The organism is Enterobacter sp. QK-SA4, assembly GCF_056856775.1.
This window is the reverse complement of sequence record NZ_JBXFXH010000007.1, coordinates 2596133-2615483: the sequence shown is the minus strand read 5'-3', so window position 1 is coordinate 2615483 and position 19351 is coordinate 2596133. Positions and strand designations below refer to the sequence as shown.

Below are 19351 nucleotides of genomic sequence, written 5' to 3'. Positions count from 1 at the left end.
ACGGGTGCAGATAATCAAGTTATCCCGAACAGATTCTACACCAAAGCGAAAAGACGGCATACCCGCGGAGCAGGTATGGAAAAGTAAAGGATATCATCAGGTATGATGTCTAAATAAATCCTCACCTGACGTGAAATATGCTCAAAACGACGCTGCTTTTTTTTGCCACCGCGCTATGCGAAATCATCGGCTGCTTCTTGCCCTGGCTCTGGCTGAAGAAGGGGGGAGCCGTATTGCTGCTCATCCCGGCAAGCGTCGCGCTGGCCCTGTTTGTCTGGCTGTTAACGCTGCATCCTGCCGCGAGCGGCCGCGTCTACGCCGCTTACGGCGGCGTCTATGTCTGTACCGCGCTGCTGTGGCTGCGCGTGGTGGACGGCGTCAGGCTCAGCGCGTACGACTGGGCCGGCGCGCTGGTTGCCCTGTGCGGAATGCTGATTATTGTGGCGGGATGGGGACGGGCCTGATCCCCCGGTTTTGTGATCGTTAGCCGATTTTATGATCATTATACTTGTATGGTAGTCTGGTTAGTGGGTAAGTTTCCAGCATCACAACGAATGATGTAAGGAAAGGAATTATGAAGATTGTCGCGGCTGACGTGTTTGTTACCTGCCCGGGGCGGAACTTTGTCACCCTTAAAATCACCACCGACGAGGGGATTGTCGGCCTCGGTGACGCTACGCTGAACGGGCGTGAACTCTCCGTTGCTTCCTACCTGAAAGACCACCTCTGCCCGCAGCTGATTGGCCGCGATGCGCACCGCATCGAAGACGTCTGGCAGTTCTTCTATAAAGGCGCCTACTGGCGTCGCGGTCCGGTCACCATGTCGGCCATCTCCGCCGTGGACATGGCGCTGTGGGACATCAAAGCCAAAGCGGCCAACATGCCGCTCTACCAGCTGCTGGGCGGCGCATCCCGCGAAGGCGTGATGGTTTACTGCCACACCACCGGTCATACCATTGACGACGTGCTGGAAGATTACGCCCGCCATAAAGAGATGGGCTTCAAGGCGATCCGCGTGCAGTGCGGCGTGCCGGGCATGAAAACCACCTACGGCATGGCCAAAGGGAAGGGGCTGGCCTACGAGCCTGCGACCAAAGGCGACTGGCCGGAAGAGCAGCTGTGGTCGACCGAAAAATACCTCGATTTCACACCGAAGCTGTTCGACGCGGTGCGCAGTAAATTCGGCTTCAATGAACATCTTCTGCACGACATGCACCACCGCCTGACGCCAATCGAAGCGGCGCGCTTCGGCAAGAGCATTGAAGAATTCCGCATGTTCTGGATGGAAGATCCAACGCCTGCGGAAAACCAGGCCTGCTTCCGCCTCATTCGCCAGCACACCGTCACGCCAATTGCCGTGGGCGAAGTGTTTAACAGCATCTGGGACTGCAAGCAGCTCATCGAAGAGCAGCTCATCGACTATATCCGCACCACCATTACCCACGCGGGCGGGATCACCGGAATGCGTCGCATCGCGGACTTCGCCTCGCTCTACCAGGTGCGAACCGGCTCGCACGGTCCGTCGGATCTCTCGCCTGTATGCCACGCCGCCGCGCTGCATTTCGACCTGTGGGTGCCAAACTTCGGCGTCCAGGAATATATGGGCTATTCCGAACAGATGCTGGAAGTCTTCCCGCACAGCTGGCGCTTTGATAACGGATACATGCATCCGGGCGACAAGCCGGGGCTGGGCATCCAGTTTAATGAAAATCTGGCGGCGAAATACCCCTACGATCCGGCCTATCTGCCGGTGGCCCGTCTTGAAGACGGCACGCTGTGGAACTGGTAAACGAGGAGCGAACGATGAAAAGCGTAGTGATTCAACAGCCGAACGAACTGGTGATTGAAGAGCGGCCACTTCCGCAGCCAGGCCCGGGTGAAGTTCGCGTCAAAATCACGCTGGCGGGGATCTGCGGTTCGGACAGCCACATCTATCGCGGCCATAACCCGTTTGCGAAGTATCCACGCACGATCGGGCACGAGTTTTTTGGCGTGATTGACGCCGTGGGCGAGGGCGTAGACGGCGCCCGTCTGGGCCAGCGCGTCTCGGTCGAACCGGTGATCAGTTGCGGACACTGTTATCCGTGTTCCGTCGGAAAACCGAACGTCTGCACCTCGCTGGTGGTGCTGGGCGTACACCGCGACGGGGGCTTCAGCGAATACGCGGCGGTACCCGCTAGAAATGCCTGGCCTATCCCCGATGACATTCCGGATAGACACGCCGTCATGGTTGAGCCCTTCACCATCGCCGCCAACGTGACGGGACAGGCCTGCCCCAACGGGCAGGACGTCGCGCTGATTTACGGCGCAGGGCCGATGGGGCTGGTCACCGTGCAGGCGCTGAAGGGCGTCTATAAGGTGAAGCAGGTTATCGTGGTTGACCGCATCGACGAACGCCTGAAAATGGCCCAGCGCAGCGGTGCGGACTGGGTGTTGAATAACGGCGAGCGGTCGCTGCAGACCGCGCTGGACGAAAAAGGCATCAAGCCGACGTTAATCATTGATGCCGCCTGTCATCCGTCGATTTTGCAGGAGGCGATAACCCTGGCCTCACCGGCTGCGCGCATCGTGCTGATGGGCTTCTCCAGCGAGCCGAGCCAGATTGTTCAGCAGGGCATCACCGGCAAAGAGCTGGCGATCTTCTCCTCGCGCCTCAATGCCAACAAATTCCCGGTCGTCATCGACTGGCTGAAGAAGGGGCTGATCGACCCGGAAAAACTGATCACTCATGCCTTTGACTATCACCATGTAACAGACGCCATTGAGCTGTTTGAGAAAGACCAGCGGCAGTGCTGCAAAGTCTTGCTCACGTTCGGGCAATAATCATTTACGCGGTTAAGAGCCTGCGCAGACAGGCTCTATGTGGTACGCATCTTACCCTTCAGAGATAGCCATTATGACGCAAGCACAACCTCAAAGAACCACCTCCGATCTGGTGAAAGCCGCCGTCTCCGGCTGGCTGGGCACCGCCCTGGAGTTTATGGACTTTCAGCTTTACTCGCTGGGGGCTGCCCTGGTCTTTCACGAGATCTTCTTCCCGGAACAGTCCGCCGCGATGGCGCTGATCCTCGCGATGGGGACATACGGCGCAGGCTACATAGCACGCATTGTCGGCGCCTTTATCTTCGGCAGAATGGGCGACAGCATTGGCCGTAAGAAGGTGCTGTTTATCACCATCACCATGATGGGGATCTGCACCACGCTGATTGGCGTCCTGCCGACCTACGCGCAGATCGGGATTTTTGCTCCCGTTCTGCTGGTGACGCTGCGTATCATCCAGGGCCTGGGAGCCGGGGCGGAGATCTCCGGGGCCGGGACCATGCTGGCGGAGTACGCGCCGAAAGGCAAACGCGGCATCATCTCCTCGCTGGTGGCGATGGGCACAAACTGCGGGACGCTGAGCGCAACGGCGATCTGGGCGGTAATGTTCTTTGCCCTCGACCGTGAAGAGCTGATTGCCTGGGGCTGGCGCGTGCCGTTCCTCGCCAGCGTCGTGGTGATGATTTTCGCCATCTGGCTGCGAATGAACCTGAAAGAGAGCCCGGTGTTTGAGAAAGTGAACGACGCGCAAAGCGTGCAGCCGGACACTTCGCTCGGTTCAATGGTAAAAAGTAAATCCTTCTGGCTGGCTACCGGCCTGCGTTTTGGCCAGGCGGGCAACTCGGGTCTGATCCAGACGTTCCTTGCCGGATATCTGGTCCAGACGCTGCTGTTCGATAAAGCCATCCCTACCGACGCGCTGATGATAAGCTCCATTCTCGGGTTTATCTCCATTCCGCTGCTGGGCTGGCTTTCCGATAAAGTAGGGCGCCGTCTGCCGTACATTATCCTCAATATCTCCGCCATTCTTCTCGCGTATCCGATGCTGTCGATCATCGTCGATAAGAGCTATGCGCCGGGGACAATCATGCTCTCGATCATCGTTATCCATAACTTCGCCGTGCTGGGGCTGTTTGCGCTGGAAAATATCACCATGGCGGAGATGTTTGGCTCGCGAAATCGCTTTACCCGCATGGCTATCTCGAAAGAGGCGGGCGGTCTGGTGGCGGTGGGCTTTGGTCCGGTGCTGGCGGGGATCTTCTGCAATATGACCGGCTCCTGGTGGCCGATTGTCGCCATGCTGGTGGCCTATTCCGCGATTGGGCTGGTCTCGGCGATCCTGATGCCGGAAGTGCGCGACCGTGATTTGAGCGCGGCGCAAGACGCAGCGGAGTCCGCACCAGAAGAGAGTGTGGGTTACGGCGCGGTCTCCTCGCGGCGCTAGTGGTTCATAACTTGCGTGACCTGTCACACAACTTTAGCTTTATGTCACACCACATGAGCAAAAGTTAATATAAATCAAAATTTCAAACGGCAGTATCAGTATGGTTGATGGCAGTTACTTTTTTACCCCAACTGCCATTCTAGTTGGTGTAGTCAGCAGGCGCTGCCGCTTCTGAAGGCGTGGCAGCGGTCCACGGCTTTCTAATTAACGAGTCTTAATCATGGAAAACACCTTATTACAGGCCAACGCGACGCTGCCTCAGTACGATCGCGACAGCCTTCAACCACGCATTGTTCATCTGGGTTTTGGCGCCTTTCACCGGGCGCACCAGGCGGTATACGCCGACATCCTCGCCGCTGAGCACGGCAGCGACTGGGGCTACTGTGAGGTTAACCTGATTGGCGGCGAGCAGCAGATTGCCGATCTGAACGCGCAGGATAACCTGTACACCGTGGCGGAGATGTCTGCTGACGCATGGACATCCCGCGTGGTTGGCGTGGTTAAAAAAGCGCTGCATGCACAGGTCGACGGGCTGGAGTGCGTGCTGGCGGCGATGTGCGAACCGCAGGTGGCAATTGTCTCGCTGACCATCACCGAGAAAGGGTACTGCCACTCGCCGGCGACAGGACAACTGATGCTCGATCACCCGTTTATCGTCGCCGACCTGCAAAACCCGCACCAGCCGAAATCCGCGCCGGGCGTGGTGGTGGAAGCGCTGGCGCGTCGCAAAGCGGCGGGTCTGCCCGCGTTTAGCGTGATGTCCTGCGACAACATGCCGGAGAACGGCCACGTGATGCGCAATGTGACCTGTGCTTACGCCCGAGCGGTAGACGGCGAGCTGGCGGACTGGATCGAGGCTAACGTCACCTTCCCGTCAACCATGGTGGATCGCATCGTGCCGGCGGTCACTCCCGATACGCTGGATAAAATTGAGCAGCTGACCGGCGTGCGTGACCCGGCGGCGGTCGCCTGTGAACCGTTCCGCCAGTGGGTGATCGAGGATAACTTTGTGGCAGGACGTCCAGAGTGGGAAAAAGCCGGTGCCGAGCTGGTGTCAGACGTGATCCCGTTTGAAGAGATGAAGCTGCGCATGCTCAACGGCAGCCACTCCTTCCTGGCGTACCTGGGCTATCTGGCCGGTTACCCGCATATCAACGACTGTATGGAAGATGAGAACTACCGCCTCGCCGCGCATACGCTGATGCTTAACGAGCAGGCGCCCACGCTGAAAGTGAAGGGGGTTGATTTAGGTCGCTATGCCGATCTCCTGATTGCCCGCTACAGCAACCCGGCCCTGCGCCATCGGACATGGCAAATCGCGATGGACGGCAGCCAGAAGCTCCCGCAGCGTATGCTGGACTCCGTGCGCTGGCACCTGGTGCATCAGAAGCCTTTCCCACTGCTGGCGCTGGGCGTGGCAGGGTGGATGCGTTATGTTAGCGGCGTGGACGAGCAGGGTAACGCCATCGACGTGAGCGATCCGCAGCTGGCGGTGATTCAGACGGCGGTGAAGGGAAGTGCGGAAGGGGAAAGTCGGGTTAACGCGCTGCTCGGCATTGAGGCCATCTTTGGTAAAGAGTTACCGCAGGAGCCGCGCTTCGTTGCTGCGGTGATGACCGCGTACCGGGCGCTGCTGCAAAAAGGCGCGAAAGCGACCGTGGCGCAGTACGCGTCTCAACGGTAATTCAGCACATGCCGCCGTGCGCGGCGGCATGGCTGCGCACAGCTTAGTGCATCCCAAGGCGAATCAGCTCAATCGGCTCGAACTTACCTTCGCATCCTTCCACTTCAACCGTTTTGCTGCGGCGCACCTGCGCGGCATCCAGCCCGTCGCTGTGGATCGCTTTAATCACGCCGGTTTTGCCCGTGCCGCTAATCATGACGCGGCTGCCGGTGGTGATTGCATTGCGGTTACGGTCGTATGTCATCATGGTATTTTCTCCTCTCTAACCTGTTCGTTACGGCGCTATTTCGGGTTATGCCGTTCACGGGGCATATAAATACGCCTGTCCGCGCTTCATGTTTTTGTTTTTGATCAAAATCACACTTTTTTCTTTATTTCGTCTGGCGCTGACGGTTCAGGACGGTAATTTACAAAGTGGACCATTATTTTCATTAATTGATAGTTTCGACAGGGAAGCGTTGAGGGTTGGTTTATATTCCCGATGTCATCCTGTGTGCAGGAAATAACCCTTCATCGGAATAAGGAGTCAGGCTTATGTATAAGAGCATTTTGATGCCTGTAGACGTGTTTGAAATGGATTTGAGCGACAAAGCGGTTCGCCACGCGGCAAACCTTGCAAAGGCAGAGGGCGCGTCGATTACCCTGGTCAACATTCTGCCTGCCAGCAGCCGGTCTCTGCTGCGCGGGTTCAACGCCGATATTAAAAAGTTTGAAGAGTATATGACCGCAGAATCCGGTAAGAAAATGAACGAGTTAAAAAGACTGTTCGATATCGCCCCAGAGAATATTCACAGCATGGTGCGTTTTGGCAACGTCCGGGATGAAATTATCAAGCTGAGCAAGGAGGGGGAATATGATGCGATTGTGATCGGGTCGAAAAACCCGAGCATCACCACTCATCTGCTGGGTTCAAATGCGGAATCTATTCTGCGCTACGCCACGATCCCGGTGTTAGTCGTTCGCTAATCACGCCGCCGCACCCGAAAGGGGCGGCGAATATTACTCTTCGCTAAACCACTCGCTATTTTCCTGACGAATAAGCTGCACGGATTCGCTAATTTCCTGCAGATGCAGCGTCATCGCTTTTTCCACACCGTCCGGGTCGCGTTTTTCCAGCGCGCTGAAAATATCATGATGCTGTCGGAGCAGCATTTCCGGCGGGGAGACGTGATCGAGGCTCATATAGCGCACGCGGTCAATGGTGGCCTTGATGTTCTCGATGGTGTCCCAGGCCAGCTGACAATCCGCGATCTGCGCCAGCTTCTGGTGGAATTCATCATCAAGCTGGAAGAAATCATTGAGCTGCTTACGGTCAATCGCAATACGCTGCTGGTGAAGGTTCTGCTCAAGCTGGTAACACTGGTTGTCGTTGATAAGCGTTGCGGCGCGGCGCGCCACCGCACATTCAATGGCCTGGCGAACGAAACAGCCGTTGCGTACCTGAGAGAGTGAAATTTTGTTCACGTAGCTGCCGCGCTGCGGGCGGATCTGAATCAGTCCGTTTTCAGCAAGCTTAATAAACGCTTCACGTACCGGCTGACGGGAAACGTCAAAACGCACGGAGACCTCTTTTTCAGAAAGCGGCGTTCCCGGTGGGATCAGGCAATGGACAATATCACGTCGCAAAATGCGATAGATTTGCTGGTTAACGGGCTGGGTGGGATTGAGTTGCGATTCAGCGGCCATGAGTTGTCATTTCTCAGAGAGTTAGCCTGAACATACTACCATTCTTTTATAACCCGAAACAGACCCGGCCCGCAGGCCGGGAAGGGCGGATTTAGCCACGATGGACGCTAAGTCCTGCAAAACTCTGGCTGACTGGCATCATTTCCACGGTATTGATGTTGACGTGTTTTGGCAGCGTCGCCACCCACCAGACCGTTTCGGTCACATCTTCCGGCGTCAGCGCGTTAGCATTTTCGTAGGTTTTGCCCGCTTTTGCGTCATCCCCTTTGAAACGCACGTTGGAAAACTCGGTGCCGCCCACCAGACCCGGCTCGATATCGGTGACGCGAATGGCGGTGCCGTGCAGGTCGGTACGCAGGTTAAGGCTGAACTGGCGCACAAACGCTTTCGTCGCGCCATAGACGTTGCCGCCTGCGTAAGGCCAGCTTCCGGCGGTGGAGCCAATGTTGATAATGTGGCCGCGGTTGCGCTCGACCATGCCCGGCAGCACCGCGCGGGTCATATAGACCAGCCCTTTGTTGTTGGTGTCGATCATGTTTTCCCAGTCTTCAACGCTGGCTTTGTGGGCTGGCTCCATGCCCAGCGCCAGACCGGCATTGTTGACCAGCACGTCGATGGCGCGCCACTCGGCGGGCAGGTTGGCAATCATCTCTTCAATGGCCGCGCGGTTACGCACGTCCAGCTGCGCGGTCAGGATGCTGTCGCCTAATTCGTCCTTCAGCTCCTGCAGGCGCTCCTGACGACGGCCCGTGGCAATAACCTTGTGCCCGTTGGCGACGAAGCGACGCGTGATGCTTTCACCAAAACCTGCCGTTGCCCCGGTAACTAAAATAATCATCTCACTGTTCCTCAACGCTTTTTGTGTTGTACTAACATAGCACGGCCGCAGAGGGTGCGTTAAGGCAACATTTGTATGACGGCGTTGCAGGGGATGGCGGCCTGGCCTACTCTGGGAGGATACCCGTACTCAGGAGCGAAAGATGACGGCCACGAATCCCTTTTTTGACATCAGCCTGCTGCCCTATCAGGCCCCCCATTTTGATGAAATCACCGACGATCACTATCGCCCGGCCTTCGATGAAGCGCTTCGCCAGAAGCGGGCGGACGTAGACGCCATTGTGTCCCAAACCGCTGCGCCGGACTTCACCAACACCGTGCTGGCGCTGGAGAAAAGCGGTGCCATGCTCTCGCGCGTCAGCAGCGTGTTCTTCGCCATGACCTCCGCGAATACCAATACGTACCTGCAGGAGCTTGAGGAAGAGTTCTCCACCGAGCTTGCCGCGCTGGCGAACGACATCTGGCTGAATGACGTGCTTTTCGCCCGCGTGGAGAGCGTCTGGCAGGATCGTGCCGCGCTGGACGCCGAATCCCGCCGGCTGGTCGAGGAGACGTATCAGCGGTTTATTCTGGCCGGCGCGCGTCTCAATGAAACGGAAAAAGCCGAGCTGAAGGCGCTGAATACCGAGGCGGCGACCCTGACCAGCCAGTTCAACCAGCGTCTGCTGGCTGCCGATAAGACGGGCGGGCTGGTGGTGGATTACGCGCACCAGCTTGATGGACTCAGCGCCAGCGAGATTGCCGACGCGGCGCAGGCTGCCGCGGAGCGAGGGCTAAACGATCGCTGGCTGATCCCGCTTCTGAACACGACCCAGCAGCCCGCGCTTTCCGCGCTGCGCAATCGTCAGACCCGCGAAAACCTGTTCAACGCTGGCTGGACGCGCACCCAGAAAGGGGATGAAAACGACACTCGCGATCTGATCCTCCGCCTTACGGCGCTGCGTGCGCGGCAGGCCCGCCTGCTGGGCTTTGAGGATTACGCCAGCTGGAGCATCGCCGACCAGATGGCGAAAACTCCGGACGCCGCGCTGACCTTTATGCGCGGCATTGTGCCTGCCGCCCGTGCCCGTGCTGAGCGCGAGCAGGCCGATATTCAGAAAGTGATTGATGACGAACAGGGCGGTTTCACCGTGCAGGCCTGGGACTGGGCCTTTTATGCCGAGCGCGTGCGTCAGGCAAAATATGCCCTCGATGAATCGCAAATCAAACCCTATTTTGCGCTCAATACCGTTTTGCACGACGGCGTATTCTGGGCCGCAAGCCAGCTGTTTGGCATCCGCTTTGTGGAGCGCTTCGATATCCCGGTGTATCACCCGGACGTCCGCGTCTGGGAAATTTTCGACCACACCGGTGAGGGCATGGCGCTGTTTTACGGCGACTTCTTTGCCCGCGATTCCAAGCAGGGCGGGGCCTGGATGGGGAATTTCGTCGAGCAATCCTTCGAGCTAGCTGCCCGTCCGGTGATCTACAACGTCTGTAACTACCAAAAACCGGCTAACGGCGGCGTTGCGCTTCTCTCCTGGGATGACGTGATCACCCTGTTCCACGAGTTTGGCCATACGCTGCACGGTCTGTTTGCCAGCCAGCGTTTCGCCACGCTCTCCGGGACCAATACGCCGCGCGATTTCGTTGAATTCCCGTCGCAGATCAACGAACACTGGGCCAGCCATCCACAGGTGTTTACCCACTACGCCCGCCATTACGAAACCGGTGAACCGATGCCGGAGGCGCTGCGTGAAAGCATGCTCAACGCGACCCATTTCAACAAGGGTTATGACATGACGGAGCTGCTGGCTGCCGCGCTGCTGGACATGAACTGGCACGGGATTAGCGAAGCCGTTTCGAGCGTTGACGCGTTTGAAGCGGCAGCACTGCAAAAAGAGGGGCTGGATCTGCCCGCCGTTCCGCCGCGCTATCGCAGCAGCTATTTTGCCCATATTTTCGGCGGCGGCTACGCGGCGGGATATTACGCCTACCTGTGGACGCAAATGCTGGCGGACGACGGCTATCAGTGGTTTGTTGAACAGGGCGGCCTGACTCGTGAAAACGGGCAAAAATTCCGCGAGGCGATTTTGTCCCGTGGTAACAGCACGGATCTGGCTGAACTTTATCGGCAGTGGCGCGGGCACGATCCGAAGATTGAACCGATGCTGGAAAATCGCGGGTTGAGCGAATAGAGCCAGTCTCGTCTGAAAAAAGAACCGGGCTTTACGCCCGGTTTTTTTATAGGCTCCAACGTGCTTGTAACGTCTTCTGCAAAAAAAGTTTTAATATGCGTTCTTTATAAATAAAACAGGTGAGATTAAAACTTACTTCGGACAGTATATTTAATTTATCGAGTTTAGGTAGTAAAAGAGTTAATGATTAATAATTTGATCTGGTTTAGAGAAATCAAATATTCTTTAATCTCAGATTTTTAGCTATAAATTTTTGTTATTTTGTGCCGATAAATGAAAGTGGCATACAAATCGACGTACTAGCAGTTAAGAAGGCGAAAGATGACCCTACCTCTGAACAATCCGGGCTTCACCGACACCGAGCCTTCTAAAGGCCTGATAAATAAAACCTTTACCTATATTGTAACGTTGTTGATAAGTATTTTTATTGCGGCAATAATTTCCCTGCTAATAATAAAAGATAATGTGAATGAAATCAGCGACAAGCACGATGAATTTTTGTTAAGGAAAGCCCTCGATACCCGCCAGGAAAGCATGCGAAGTCATTTGAAAGACAATGCCGAGTGGGGAGATGCCTACAAACATCTTCATCTGAACACTGACGTTCACTGGGCATGGGATAAGCAGAACCTGGGCAAATCCCTGTATGACAACTTTGGCTACGAAGGGGTGTTTGTTCTCTCGCCGGAAGGGAGCACGCGATACAGCGTCGTTGACGGGAAGCTGAAGCTTCAGGAGCTGGAGCGCTGGTTAGACAAATCAACCAAAGACCGTTTACTCCATGAGTTGAGTATAAAAAAGGGAGTGCCGGTTTCTGTGCTAGCGCTTATCGATTCCGTGCCGGCCATTGTTTCTGCGGAATGGATAACGACGGGCGATGATACGAGCGTGCAAACCATGCCCGGAAAACCGTCGACAATGGTGTTTATAGACAAGTTAACGGCTAAAAAACTCCTCACGATTGGGCAGGATGCCGGTATCCAGAACGTTCGTACTTCTCCCGCTACAGCCACTTCTCAAATAAATAATCAGACAGAATTTACCTTAAGCACCCAGAATGGGGATGTGAAAATTATCTGGGACGGTGAAAATCCCGGCCAGGCGTTAATAATTTATTTTTTGCCATTGCTCATTCTTTCAGTCGTTCTGACGGTATTGATGACGGTGATATTAATGCGCCATATTATGCACAAGGCGAGAATGCTTGACGAAAATACGTTTCTCCTCGAGCAGGCGCGGTTGAATCTTATTACGAGTGAAAAACGATTTCGGGACGTCAGTGAAACAACCAGCGACTGGTTCTGGGAAACAGATTTATCGTTAAGGATAACGTGGCTTTCGGGTCGTTTTTCTACAATAACGGGATATGAAAATAGCAAATGGATAGGCCGCAGGTTGGATGAACTCTTTCCGTCGACAAGCGGATTATCACATGACTGCGCCAGGCAGCGGGACTTAACCGAACGCTTTGAATTTAAAAACTGTCCTTATACTCACGCGCAACAATCCACCTCATATTGCACGCTTCTGGCAAAATTTTCTGCTCAGCCTGATGGAACGGTGGTGTTGCGAGGCGCGGCAACCGACGTTTCTCAGGAAGTTGAAGCAACAAAACGCGTGGAGTTCCTGTCACGCCATGATGAATTAACCGGTCTGCCGAACCGGTATCATATTAAGGAATTTCTGGCTGGCAAGTTAGCGAAAGAAGACCTTAACCACTATCCCTTTGCCATGATTTGCCTTGATTTAGACAAGTTTAAACCCGTCAATGATATTTTCGGGCACTCCACCGGCGATGCCCTGCTTGGCGAGGTCGCTTCACGTCTTAAAAATTGCGTTCGTCGAGGTGATTTTGTCGCACGGCAGGGAGGGGATGAATTTATGCTTCTCCTCGGCAACACCAGCCAGCAAGACCAGATTGAGGAGGTGTGTCGTCGCATCGTGCAAGAGCTTAACCGTCCTTTCGCCATTGAGGGCAATGATGTGGCGATAGGCGTAAGCATGGGCATTGCGCTGGCTCCCCGGGATAGCAGCAGCGCAAACGATCTTCTCCGCTACGCGGATATTGCGCTGTATCAGGCGAAACAATCCGGCAGAAACCGATGGGTCTATTACCGCCCGGATATGTCGGAAAAGTTGACCGAACGCAGGAAACTGGAATTAGAACTCAAGACCGCGATTCGCGAAGAACAGCTCTACCTGGTTTACCAGCCGCGTTATAACCTCAGGTATTCTACTATTGATGCCGTCGAAGCGCTGGTGCGCTGGCAGCACCCGGCTCGGGGGACCATAATGCCCGATCAGTTTATTCCGCTGGCAGAAGAAACCGGGCTGATTATTAGCCTGAGCAACTGGGTCATACGCAAAGCCAGTACGGAGACGAAAGACAAATTGCCGGGATTATCGGTCTCCGTCAATATTTCTGCTATCGAATTCCAGGCAAGCGATCTTGCCGAAAGGATAAAAGAGATCCTTCACGAAACGGGGCTTGAACCCAACCGGCTGGAAATTGAAGTCACTGAAAACGTCACGCTTTCCGACCCGGAAAAAACCTTGCAGACCATGAAGTCTCTCAAAAAAATGAGCGTCCGCATTCTGATTGACGATTTCGGTACCGGCTATGCCTCTCTGAGCTATCTGCGGAAGTTTCAGTTTGACGGGCTTAAGCTCGACAAGAGCTTTATTTTTACCCTGGGGGACTCGCCGCAGAACCAGTCAGTCGTGGAGAAAATTATCGACCTGGGGAAAGCCTATTCCATGGCGGTAACCGCAGAAGGGGTGGAGACCGCCGAACAGCTGTCTTTTCTGAAAAAAAATAAATGTGATGAAGTTCAGGGCTACTTACTTGGAAAACCGGCCGCCATTACGGACTTAAATTTAAACGCCAACAGAGTAAATCTCTAAATCGCGCTTTCACTCAGGGCTGCGTAAATGAAAAACCGGGCTTCGCGCCCGGTTTTTGTTATCCGCTATCCGTTCGTATTCACGAGCGTAAACGCCGCTTTCTATCTCACGACCAGGACAGGGCATTTCGCATGCCGAACCACTGCCGCAGCGTTCGAACCCAACAGATACGTCGATATGTCAGGTTTATGGGAAGCGATGATAATCAGGTCGGCATCGACCGTGTCAGCGAGCTTAAGGATTTGATCCTTTGGAGATCCCGTCACGGCGTGAGTCTGTACCTTGTCTGGAGGAATTTTGAATTGCTTAACGATTTCATCCAGCTTCGCTAAGGCCGCGTGCTGGAACTCTTTCAGCTTCGGCATTTCTACCGAATAGGCCAGGCCTAATGATGAATAATACGGAAGCGATGGAATGACGGTAAGAAAGTGAACTTTAGCTGTGTTAAGTGCTGTATGTGCCTGAACGAAGGGGATAACCATGTGCGTCAGGCTATCCTCCGAAATGTCAATTGGAACCAAAATTGAATTATACATTTGTCCCTCCTGAGTGTTTTTCACACAATTCAGGGTAGACCGTTAATTTCAGGAAAACAGAGAGCAAGCTGTCATAACGAGTACAAATTTCGGTTATGTGATAGGCGTACAGTGGAACCTGCCCTGATCTCGCTAACGTGGCGTGACAACGAACAGGGGCATTCGGGGATGAATCTCTCCGCGTCACGGTCCGTTTTCTGCAAAACGCCAAAGCCTCAACCGGGCGCAATGCCCGGTACCTTGTTCATATTGCGTGACAGCTGACGGACGCGATAATTTTATTTCCGCCCATATTCCCCATAATCAGATCGAGTAATTTTCGGTATTCCTCCCGGGTCATCACCTCCGCGCGAATTTCAGTTTTACCTTCTGTTTGCGCCGTAGCGGAATAAATTGCTTTCAGACTTAACGTCAACTCTTTCGCCATGTTTACGACGCTTTGCCGCACCGCATCTTCATGCTCATCATTACAGGTGATTTTAAGGACATAGCATTTTTCGCCTTCATGTAGCACGGGCAGTTGATTAATTCGCTGCGCGGCTTCGCGAAGCAATATGTTAGCGCAGAGAATAATTAGGCTGGCCATAGCGGCATTCCAGAACTGGCCTAATCCGCACAGTACACCAATTCCGGCCGAGCACCACAGCGTTGCGGCGGTATTCAAACCACGAATATTCATTCCTTCACGCATAATGACGCCTGCGCCAAGAAAGCCGATTCCGGAGACGATCTGCGCTGCGATACGCCCCGGGCTATCAGGAGAAGTCGATACCGAACTTAAAATGAACACTGCCGCACCCGTGGCAACCAGTGCATTGGTACGAAGCCCGGCCATACGCTGGCGCCACTGTCTTTCCGCGCCAATAATTGCGCCCAGCAGCATCGCTGCGAGCAGATGAGAGATATAAGGGAACATCAGCCTGTCGCCTGTTAACGTTATTAAATAATAAGCGTCAGTGCTTTGCTAAGCACATCATAACGCCGTTTAAATGCTAAGCGTGTCAGGACAACGGTGGCGGAAAGAGTGAATGAGTAAACATGAACATGCGATTCCCCACAAATTGAGTGGTTCTTACTGTGTCGGGATACAATCGCTTAAAGAGGATTGCTGCCCACCGTTTCAGGTAAGCAGCGAGAAAATCGCGCTAGCTTACCTTCGTATCGACGATAAAATAACTTTCCAACGAAGGACTCCTGTGAAAATTTATTGCCAGTATAGTCAGGGGCGATAATGAGTAAAGCGAAAAAACAGACTCCGTTATGAATTGTTTAAGTTCGGAAAGCATGTTTTTTTAAGACGTCATCTGATTTTCAAAAATACCCGGTATACTACATTTTCTTTTTTACAGGCGATAACAGACAAAGGCAGGAAGTATGTCTCTTCGTTCGCTGCGGGCATTGTGCCTGACAAGTTTTTTCATTGCGGATGTCCGCGATGGCCTCGGTCCTTTTCTCGGTATTTTTCTGACCGAACGCCACTGGACCCCCGATGATATCGGCATCCTGATGACGGCCGGTGGGCTGGCGGGACTACTCGCTACGCTGCCGGCGGGATTCATCACCGACACCTCGCGCAGCAAGCGGACCGTGCTGGCGCTGGTGTGCCTGCTCATCACCCTTAGCACGCTCCTGCTGTGGTTTAGCCAGCAGAGCGGCATTGTCGCTGTTTCGCAAATCGTCACCGGTATCTGTGCGGCGTTTGTCGGTCCGCTGATCGCCGGAATTACCCTGGGGCTGACCGGTCAGGGCGGGTTCAGCGCGCAGATGGGCAAAAATGAGGCGTTCAATCACGGCGGCAACTTTGTTACCGCACTGATTGCAGGCGGCATTGCGTGGTACTGGGGCGTCGGCGGGATTTTCCTGCTGATGACCTGTACCACGCTGTTAACGCTCTGCGCGCTGCTTGCCATTCGCAACGGGGATATCGACAACGACGCCGCACGAGGACTCTCTTCTTCAGCGAGCCTGCCGGTTCCCGGATTTGCCGTGCTGATAAAAAACCGGGCGCTGTTCGTGACCGGACTGACGCTGCTGCTGTTTCACCTGGCGAACGCCGCGCTGCTGCCGATGCTGAGCATGAGGGTGGCCGCCGCGCCCGCCTCGATCAACCCCGGTTTGTACGCGGCGGGCACCGTTATCATCTCCCAGGCCGTGATGATCCCCGTCGCCATCTGGGTCGCTAACCGAATAGACCGCTACGGCTACTGGCGCTTAATTATGCTGGCGCTGCTGGTGATGCCGGTGCGCGCGGCGCTGGCTGATGCGCCGCGCGATAAATGCGCCCCTTTCCGTGAGATAAATGGCATCGCTGCGGCGTTTCAATATTCGCAAAAGAATTACAATCCTACTGCGTCATCCTTCCTCTGACCATCTACCGGAAAATACCGGTAAAGCGTCGATAACCCTACCCCGTAAATAATGGCCAACTGTTGGCGGGTGTGCCCCTTCGCCAATAGCCGCCCAATCTGCTCTCGCTCACGCGCTTTTAATGCGTTGGGCCTTCCACCTACGCGTCCCTGTGCCCTGGCTGCTGCCAGCCCGGCCAGCGTTCGTTCGACGATCAGCTCACGTTCCATCTCCGCCAGTGCCGACATCACGTGAAAAAAGAAACGCCCCATGGCAGTGCTGGTATCAATACTGTCTGTTAAAGAGCGGAAGTGGGCACCGCGTTCATGTAACTCTGATATCAGTGCGATCAGGTTCTTAACGCTGCGCCCCAGCCTGTCCAGTTTCCACACGACCAGGGTATCCCCGCTATTAACGCACTTTAAAGCACGTTTCAAACCGGGACGGCTGGCAACTTTTCCGCTCATACGGTCTTCAAAAATGCGTTCACAGTTTGCGCTTGTGAGTGCATTACGCTGTAAATCGCTGTTCTGGTCGATTGTTGATACGCGGATATAACCAATGACGGCCATCAATTCTCCTCCTCTAAGTCGCGGTGGGAGGATTTTTACAGATTTCGCTATGTGTAACCGCTTTTCCAAAAACCTTGGTTTGAAAGAAGCGGCAAAACGGGACGTGGGCACTGGCGCGAATCAGATACCGGATATGTCAGCATGGCAAAGAACACCGGGGTCGAATCGGTGGCGAAAACTGCCAGATGGTACAATCATTCAGATTGGAATCTCGATGTCTGGTTTTTTAGGTGCGCCGGTAAATATCACGCTTCCGGTCTCCTTCAGCAGTTCAAACTACAGTGTTGTAACATCCTACGATAATGCCCGCTCTGGTGTATCGGTCATTCCCGGATTTGCTGCGCTTCCTGTTTCACCATCGCAGTTTGCATTAATGAACTCAATGCCTGCTCAGGGAACGGGGCACTACGCTTATTGGATAGCCATAGGGGATTAAAAAATGGAAAAATATTATTATTCGGGGTCACAAAAAGGCTTTTTTACCAGTGCAGACACCGCGCCTGATGATGTTGTCGAAATAAGCGTTGAGTATTGGGAAGCGTTACTTGATGGGCAAAGTAACGGACAATATATTTCGAGCAATGCAGACGGCTTTCCTGTGCTAACAGATCCACCACCACCAACGACTGAAGAATTAATTGCTAAAGCTGAGAGGCAGAAGTCCGCATTAATGGCTCAGGCTAATAACTCTATCGCGCCGCTTCAGGATGCTGTTGATTTAGGCATGGCAACAGATGAAGAATCGACTGCACTGTCAGAATGGAAAAAATACCGGGTCTTGCTGATGCGTGTTGATACAACAAAACCCGTATGGCCTATACCCCCGGCTTTGTTGGGAGGGTAATGGCAGGCGCGGTACTGGTATCGACTTTAGTCAGTTTATAGCGGTACCGCTGCCATTCAGCCAGGCGTGGCACGTCAGCATCATCGATATAGCCTCCAGCCTGAGCATCTGCCAGTGGAGCAATAATCGTCGTTGCCTCAGCAAGCAACGCGTTTATCTGCTGTTCGGCCTCTTCCACAGCCGCAGCGTGCTGTGCATTTGTGTCGGTCTCCCATTCGCTGCCGTTCCACTTATCATAGAGTGTGCCAGGGGCCTGCGTAGTGGTATCCTCCGGATAATCACCCGGTACGGTGATGGAAATTTTCTCGCCTGTTTTTGTGCTGTAAACAACCTCACCGCGATGATCGACAACATACTCCCAGGCTTTGCCATCTGCCGTTCGGCAAACAGTAAAGCCGTCTTTGATTTTGTCAGGCGCATCCACGCATGAATTGGCTGGGATGCCGACACCTGCCGCCAGATACTCAACTGACGAAGACAGGTATTCTCGCGTTTCACCGTCATAGTTAAATACGATGACATCACCGGCTACGATGGCAATCAGTTCGCTGTTTAATTCTGCCTGAGACATTATGCTGCCCTCACGATGTAGTTAAACGCGGTATTGCATGGAGCTGTCTCATTCTGGCCTTCTTCAGTTATATACACACCACTGCTTCCCGAAACCGCATAGTAAGTTGTTGCTGCTGCTTTCCTTGATTGTTCATGTACGGCAGGGGTTGCTGTTCCATCCCCATTACCAAATAAAAATCCATGAGTATGCTTTCTCATTTTATCAGCAGCGTAAGACAAAATGGCACGGCCACTGTCAAGACCTCGCCCGTCATCCCAGCCGCGAATAAACACACCACGTAAATCCGGGAGAGTGCCAGTGGGATAAGCAACAGCCAGCCGTGGATATTGCGCTAACGAAAATGCCGCACCGTTGCACTTGAGCCACCCCGTGGGCGGTGTTGCAGATGGCCATGGAACAGGTACGCCGACAGGCAACGCAGAGCCTTCCCCTAAACCAAGGTTTTTGACAAAGAGCGCCGGGTCAGGAATATCTGCGCCGTTCTGGTCTTTGGCCAGCTTCTCCGCCAGCTTGTTCAGGACCGTGGTTGCAAAGTTTGGATCGTTACCAAGGGCATCAGCCAGCTCTTTGAGCGTATCCAGCGTCTCAGGGGCGCTGCCTGCAAGCGCCGCAAGTGCTTTGGCCACAAACTCCGTCGTCGCCAGCTTCTTGCTGTTGTCGCTATTTGCAGGCGTAGGCGCTGTTGGCGTGCCGGTGAATGTCGGGCTGGCTTTCGGTGCGTACTGGGTATGCGGGTCTGCTGCCGCGATGTGTTTCGCAAGGTCTGTACCGCCTTTCTCAACCTGTTGTTTCAGGTACAGCGTGCGGCTGGCCAGTTGTTTACCCTGACGGTTAGAAATTCCGTCAGGCCCACCCAGAACGGGGTCAGAGACCTCAATCTGGTAGATGCCTTCTTCCCACTGCGGGGTTTCAGGTAGGTTTGCCATA

General features: G+C 54.3%; 18 protein-coding genes and 1 pseudogene. 11 read left to right on the top strand and 8 right to left on the bottom strand.

Annotated elements, in window-relative coordinates; all coding sequences use genetic code 11:
* Positions 1 to 137 precede the first annotated feature (137 nt).
* The 5 genes from AC1VYI_RS14065 (at position 138) to AC1VYI_RS14045 (ending at position 5948) form a co-directional block, all read left to right on the top strand.
* Positions 138 to 464, top strand: a complete 327-nt coding sequence (locus AC1VYI_RS14065) for a YnfA family protein (RefSeq protein ID WP_134866370.1) — start codon at positions 138 to 140, stop codon at positions 462 to 464.
* A 110-nt stretch (positions 465 to 574) separates the two neighbouring features.
* The gene (manD, locus tag AC1VYI_RS14060; RefSeq protein ID WP_045354797.1) at positions 575 to 1789 is read left to right on the top strand and encodes a D-mannonate dehydratase ManD; all 1215 of its coding nucleotides are present in this window, start codon (positions 575 to 577) and stop codon (positions 1787 to 1789) included.
* A gap of 14 nt (positions 1790 to 1803) precedes the next feature.
* Positions 1804 to 2823 carry a Zn-dependent oxidoreductase gene (locus tag AC1VYI_RS14055; protein ID WP_134866368.1) on the top strand — a complete coding sequence of 340 codons (1020 nt, stop codon included), beginning with the start codon at positions 1804 to 1806 and terminating at the stop codon, positions 2821 to 2823.
* Positions 2824 to 2896: 73 nt separating this feature from the next.
* Entirely contained in the window at positions 2897 to 4264 is a 1368-nt protein-coding gene (locus AC1VYI_RS14050) for an MFS transporter (protein ID WP_134866366.1), read from the top strand.
* A 220-nt stretch (positions 4265 to 4484) separates the two neighbouring features.
* Complete coding sequence (locus AC1VYI_RS14045; protein WP_059446709.1) at positions 4485 to 5948, top strand: mannitol dehydrogenase family protein; 1464 nt, start codon at positions 4485 to 4487, stop codon at positions 5946 to 5948.
* A gap of 43 nt (positions 5949 to 5991) precedes the next feature.
* On the opposite strand, the gene ydfZ is transcribed toward AC1VYI_RS14045, so the two are convergent.
* Positions 5992 to 6195, bottom strand: a complete 204-nt coding sequence (gene ydfZ, locus AC1VYI_RS14040; RefSeq protein ID WP_014883679.1) for a putative selenium delivery protein YdfZ — start codon at positions 6193 to 6195, stop codon at positions 5992 to 5994.
* 287 nt (positions 6196 to 6482) lie between these two features.
* Here ydfZ and AC1VYI_RS14035 point away from each other — a divergent pair, with 287 nt between their 5' ends.
* A complete protein-coding gene (locus AC1VYI_RS14035) occupies positions 6483 to 6914 on the top strand; it encodes a universal stress protein (protein WP_029739402.1) in 432 nt (143 codons plus the stop codon).
* Between the two features lie 33 nt (positions 6915 to 6947).
* On the opposite strand, the gene AC1VYI_RS14030 is transcribed toward AC1VYI_RS14035, so the two are convergent.
* Positions 6948 to 7634 carry a GntR family transcriptional regulator gene (locus AC1VYI_RS14030; protein WP_023311557.1) on the bottom strand — a complete coding sequence of 229 codons (687 nt, stop codon included), beginning with the start codon at positions 7632 to 7634 and terminating at the stop codon, positions 6948 to 6950.
* Between the two features lie 91 nt (positions 7635 to 7725).
* Complete coding sequence (ydfG, locus tag AC1VYI_RS14025) at positions 7726 to 8472, bottom strand: bifunctional NADP-dependent 3-hydroxy acid dehydrogenase/3-hydroxypropionate dehydrogenase YdfG (protein WP_023311558.1); 747 nt, start codon at positions 8470 to 8472, stop codon at positions 7726 to 7728.
* 142 nt (positions 8473 to 8614) lie between these two features.
* Here ydfG and dcp point away from each other — a divergent pair, with 142 nt between their 5' ends.
* Together dcp and AC1VYI_RS14015 are read left to right on the top strand one after the other, a co-directional pair.
* The gene (gene dcp, locus AC1VYI_RS14020; protein ID WP_226483743.1) at positions 8615 to 10648 is read left to right on the top strand and encodes a peptidyl-dipeptidase Dcp; all 2034 of its coding nucleotides are present in this window, start codon (positions 8615 to 8617) and stop codon (positions 10646 to 10648) included.
* 321 nt (positions 10649 to 10969) lie between these two features.
* A complete protein-coding gene (locus AC1VYI_RS14015) occupies positions 10970 to 13552 on the top strand; it encodes a bifunctional diguanylate cyclase/phosphodiesterase (RefSeq protein ID WP_226483750.1) in 2583 nt (860 codons plus the stop codon).
* A 101-nt stretch (positions 13553 to 13653) separates the two neighbouring features.
* Here the strand turns inward: AC1VYI_RS14015 and uspF are convergent, their stop codons facing one another.
* On the bottom strand, positions 13654 to 14088 hold the full coding sequence (gene uspF / locus AC1VYI_RS14010) for a universal stress protein UspF (protein ID WP_134866364.1): 435 nt from the start codon (positions 14086 to 14088) through the stop codon (positions 13654 to 13656).
* A gap of 244 nt (positions 14089 to 14332) precedes the next feature.
* Positions 14333 to 15004: an MgtC family protein gene (locus AC1VYI_RS14005; protein ID WP_023292541.1), complete on the bottom strand. Its 672-nt coding sequence runs from the start codon at positions 15002 to 15004 to the stop codon at positions 14333 to 14335.
* Positions 15005 to 15462: 458 nt separating this feature from the next.
* Here AC1VYI_RS14005 and AC1VYI_RS14000 point away from each other — a divergent pair.
* Positions 15463 to 16401: pseudogene (locus tag AC1VYI_RS14000) on the top strand (MFS transporter); the annotation flags it as partial.
* Between the two features lie 23 nt (positions 16402 to 16424).
* Here AC1VYI_RS14000 and AC1VYI_RS13995 read toward each other — a convergent pair.
* Entirely contained in the window at positions 16425 to 17006 is a 582-nt protein-coding gene (locus tag AC1VYI_RS13995; protein WP_045329605.1) for a recombinase family protein, read from the bottom strand.
* Here AC1VYI_RS13995 and AC1VYI_RS13990 point away from each other — a divergent pair.
* Positions 16996 to 17442: a gp53-like domain-containing protein gene (locus tag AC1VYI_RS13990; RefSeq protein ID WP_230941254.1), complete on the top strand. Its 447-nt coding sequence runs from the start codon at positions 16996 to 16998 to the stop codon at positions 17440 to 17442. The genes AC1VYI_RS13995 and AC1VYI_RS13990 overlap by 11 nt on opposite strands.
* A 3-nt stretch (positions 17443 to 17445) precedes the next feature.
* The gene (locus AC1VYI_RS13985) at positions 17446 to 17850 is read left to right on the top strand and encodes a tail fiber assembly protein (RefSeq protein ID WP_045354214.1); all 405 of its coding nucleotides are present in this window, start codon (positions 17446 to 17448) and stop codon (positions 17848 to 17850) included.
* On the opposite strand, the gene AC1VYI_RS13980 is transcribed toward AC1VYI_RS13985, so the two are convergent.
* Positions 17822 to 18421, bottom strand: coding sequence for a tail fiber assembly protein (locus AC1VYI_RS13980; RefSeq protein WP_045354216.1), 600 nt, complete (start codon positions 18419 to 18421; stop codon positions 17822 to 17824). The two genes, AC1VYI_RS13985 and AC1VYI_RS13980, sit on opposite strands and share 29 nt — an antisense overlap.
* Positions 18421 to 19350, bottom strand: coding sequence for a tail fiber protein (locus tag AC1VYI_RS13975; protein ID WP_072268481.1), 930 nt, complete (start codon positions 19348 to 19350; stop codon positions 18421 to 18423). Before AC1VYI_RS13975 ends, AC1VYI_RS13980 begins: the two co-directional genes overlap by 1 nt.
* Position 19351 lies beyond the last annotated feature (1 nt).